Source organism: Acinetobacter sp. SH024, from assembly GCF_000163635.1.
GTDB classification, from domain to species: domain Bacteria; phylum Pseudomonadota; class Gammaproteobacteria; order Pseudomonadales; family Moraxellaceae; genus Acinetobacter; species Acinetobacter pittii.
The window spans coordinates 598,921-601,773 of the sequence record NZ_GG753600.1 but is presented as its reverse complement, the minus strand read 5'-3'; the positions used below and the strand labels follow the sequence as shown (position 1 = coordinate 601,773).

Annotated in this window: 7 protein-coding genes; 3 read left to right on the top strand and 4 right to left on the bottom strand. The window is 32.8% G+C overall.

Annotation, left to right across the window (positions count from 1 at the left end):
• Window positions 1–156, bottom strand: a 156-nt coding sequence (locus HMPREF0013_RS24345; RefSeq protein WP_240488018.1) for a helix-turn-helix domain-containing protein, incomplete at its 3' end; no start/stop codon positions are given.
• Window positions 157–415: 259 nt separating this feature from the next.
• On the opposite strand from HMPREF0013_RS24345, the gene HMPREF0013_RS08775 reads away from it, so the two are divergent.
• Together HMPREF0013_RS08775 and HMPREF0013_RS08770 are read left to right on the top strand one after the other, a co-directional pair.
• On the top strand, window positions 416–844 hold the full coding sequence (locus HMPREF0013_RS08775) for a hypothetical protein (protein WP_005076565.1): 429 nt from the start codon (window positions 416–418) through the stop codon (window positions 842–844).
• A gap of 95 nt (window positions 845–939) precedes the next feature.
• Window positions 940–1,161, top strand: a complete 222-nt coding sequence (locus HMPREF0013_RS08770) for a hypothetical protein (protein WP_002114549.1) — start codon at window positions 940–942, stop codon at window positions 1,159–1,161.
• An 82-nt stretch (window positions 1,162–1,243) separates the two neighbouring features.
• Here the strand turns inward: HMPREF0013_RS08770 and surA1 are convergent, their stop codons facing one another.
• The 3 genes from surA1 to HMPREF0013_RS08755 form a co-directional block, all read right to left on the bottom strand.
• Complete coding sequence (surA1, locus tag HMPREF0013_RS08765) at window positions 1,244–1,561, bottom strand: surface antigen protein 1 (protein ID WP_002114287.1); 318 nt, start codon at window positions 1,559–1,561, stop codon at window positions 1,244–1,246.
• 115 nt (window positions 1,562–1,676) lie between these two features.
• On the bottom strand, window positions 1,677–1,904 hold the full coding sequence (locus tag HMPREF0013_RS08760; protein WP_002114279.1) for a hypothetical protein: 228 nt from the start codon (window positions 1,902–1,904) through the stop codon (window positions 1,677–1,679).
• 279 nt (window positions 1,905–2,183) lie between these two features.
• Complete coding sequence (locus HMPREF0013_RS08755; RefSeq protein ID WP_005802470.1) at window positions 2,184–2,648, bottom strand: CinA family protein; 465 nt, start codon at window positions 2,646–2,648, stop codon at window positions 2,184–2,186.
• 77 nt (window positions 2,649–2,725) lie between these two features.
• On the opposite strand from HMPREF0013_RS08755, the gene HMPREF0013_RS24340 reads away from it, so the two are divergent.
• Window positions 2,726–2,853: helix-turn-helix domain-containing protein (locus HMPREF0013_RS24340; protein WP_240487886.1), on the top strand; the 128-nt coding region annotated here is incomplete at its 3' end.

Sequence of the window (2,853 nt, the reverse complement as noted above, 5' to 3'; positions counted from 1 at the left end):
TCTACGTCTAGCGAAGGTGTTATCAGAAGCATATCGAGCTTGATAAACGTCATTGATGCTATTTCTTTTAAGCTCACGATAGATCGTACTAGGATGTCTTTTAATGAGTTCAGCAAATTTTCTGGCTGAAAAGCCTTCTTTTCTTGACTCAAGCATTAATGCAGTACGATCTTCAAAGTTAAGATGATGGTATGACAATTTTATATACTCCATAAACCCTTTAAATTAATTAGGTGGTTTATGTCGCACTTCAAGTTTTACTCTGCCGTGTGTTATAGCCTTTATATTAATTTGTTGTTATTGAATTGTTTCCTCAGTAAATTATAGTTTCAAAAAATTAATAAAATAAACACAATAAATTACTTATATTCATCCAAAATTCATTTTAGTGAAAACAATTTTTAAAGGTAAGGATATGCCCCAGTACTTAAAAATAGCTGAGAAAATCTATCAAAATGTTAAGGAAAAAAAAGGGTTTGTAGATGATCCTATGGAAGATCTTAACAATTTAATGATTGAGCTTAGACATGAGATTAAGGGGACAAAACTTAAACTTTTATACAATTATATTGATTTTGCTGAATTGCTGATTAAGCCTCTTCAGGAATCTAAAATTAAATTAGATTTAAGTATTATTCCGAAGAGTAAAAACACACAAGAATTTGTATTGTGGCTTGCAGGTTTTATTGAGCGTATTACCACAGGTGGCCAAGAAAAGTTACCGCCAATTCGCGATAAAGTTGCATTACCTGCATATGCTTATGAAGAAACATATGCAGGTAAAGAAACTCCCGTGAATAACGGGGAAGAAATTATTGAATATTTTAAGAAAAACCAAAATTGATATTTTGTTTACGTACGGCTCAAGTTTATTGTTAGGCTTTTACGTTAAATAAATGGGAAAAACCAGTAACTTTAGTTAAGAGATAAGGTGGCGGTATGTTTGTATATTTTACTGATGGAACTTGCATTAATGACTCTGAAATTTATGGTGTGAAAGCTAAGCAAGAACAAAACAGATATGTAGTAGAAGTTACGATCAAACCAACACATACTCTATCTACAACGCCGGATGTACAATTTAAAAAAGAAATTTTTGATGATCCGCACCAAGCCAATCAATATCTTAGTAATAATTTTAATATGCCGCCGTTTTTCTAATATAAATACTTCAAATAATAAAAAAGCTTATTTCCCAGGGCCAATAGGAAATAAGCTATATGCTTTGGACCAATTAAGGATGTTACATGTCATCCCATGCATCTTTAATGGCTTGTTTTGCATGTTCCCATTTTAATCGGGACTCAGCTTTGAGCTCTTCCCATTTTTGTTGCAAGCTACCTTCCATCTCTTCAAACTGAGTTCCTTCTTTAGATTCTGAACGGGCACGATGACCTAGTTCATAAGCTGCAGAAAAATCACGATCATAATCCAGATCTGGCGTAGTTAATTGAGCTTCTTGATAATAAGGTCGAGTAAGATAACTTTCCCGCCAGCGAGAGTCAGAATAATTATGGTCGCCAGCTACAAGTTGAGCATGGTCTGTATTTTGATCTGTCATCAGTTTTTCCTCTTCTCTTATTTAATTTTATGCTTATGTTAAATTTAGGAAGGTGAGGCCACCTTCCTAAATAAAATGAATGACCGCATCAAATGACATTTAATTCAACAACGGATTAGCGTTGCTGATTATTGTTATTTGAGTTTTGTTGGCCTGAATCTTTTTGATTAGAGCCTTGTTGTTGGCGGCGGTTGTCATTTTGCTGTTGTTGCTGATTGTTTTGTTGCTGTTGATCGTTTTGCTGTTGGTTGCCTTGTTGCTGCTGGTTGTTACGGTTGTCGTTTTGCTGTTGTTGTTGCTGCTGATTGTTGCGTTGATTGCTTTGATTATTAGTAGTGCTCATCTTTAATTACCTCATATCATTTATGATGTGTGTTTTATCTGAGAGCTTCAGATAGGTTCATTAAAACATGAAAATTTTTAATGTGTAGCGTTGGGGTGTTACCCTATATTTAAATGTAAATTTAAAAATTAAATAAAACCTTGATTTCTATAAAATGTAATTTTAATGATTAAACATAATTAATATGAATATAGTTAAAATTACATTTGGGTACATAGAGGTTAAATAAAAACTATGATCATTTCTAAATGTGTATTTGTTATCTTTTATAAAAGAATTCTATTTTTTATTATCTGATATTATGCATTTAATATCTTGTGTAATGTAATAGAGTAATTGTATAAGCTTAAGGCTAGGAGGTCCTTTAAATATACGTCTAAAATTATAAAAATTATCTTTATAATAAATAGAATAAAAAAAGGTGCCTACAGGTTTTTCTTGAGTTTCTGAGCCTCCTTTTTTTAATAACCCGGTACAAGCGATATAAAGGTCGGCATGTAAAAGTTCTTTACCTTTTTTGATCATTTCTACAGTGACTTGCATCGACTCAGGTGTATATTTTTCAATGAGTTCAGGTGAAATGTGAAGTGTATTTTCTTTTACACGTAAGTCGTAGCTAACTAAGCTTCCAATAAGAATGTCACCAGAATAGGGGCTTAAAGAAAAACGGTAAGCGAGATAACCCGCCGAAGCACTTTCAAAAAAAGCGAGGCAGAGTAAAACTTGAAGTGCGACATAAACCACCTAATTAATTTAAAGGGTTTATGGAGTATATAAAATTGTCATACCATCATCTTAACTTTGAAGATCGTACTGCATTAATGCTTGAGTCAAGAAAAGAAGGCTTTTCAGCCAGAAAATTTGCTGAACTCATTAAAAGACATCCTAGTACGATCTATCGTGAGCTTAAAAGAAATAGCATCAATGACGTTTATCAAGCTCGATATGC

Coding starts and splice junctions, on each gene's coding strand:
- HMPREF0013_RS08760 (WP_002114279.1), bottom strand. CDS start 1,904: ATGAGCACTACTAATAATCAAAGCAATCAACGCAACAATCAGCAGCAA.
- HMPREF0013_RS08770 (WP_002114549.1), top strand. CDS start 940: ATGTTTGTATATTTTACTGATGGAACTTGCATTAATGACTCTGAAATT.
- HMPREF0013_RS08775 (WP_005076565.1), top strand. CDS start 416: ATGCCCCAGTACTTAAAAATAGCTGAGAAAATCTATCAAAATGTTAAG.
- surA1 (WP_002114287.1), bottom strand. CDS start 1,561: ATGACAGATCAAAATACAGACCATGCTCAACTTGTAGCTGGCGACCAT.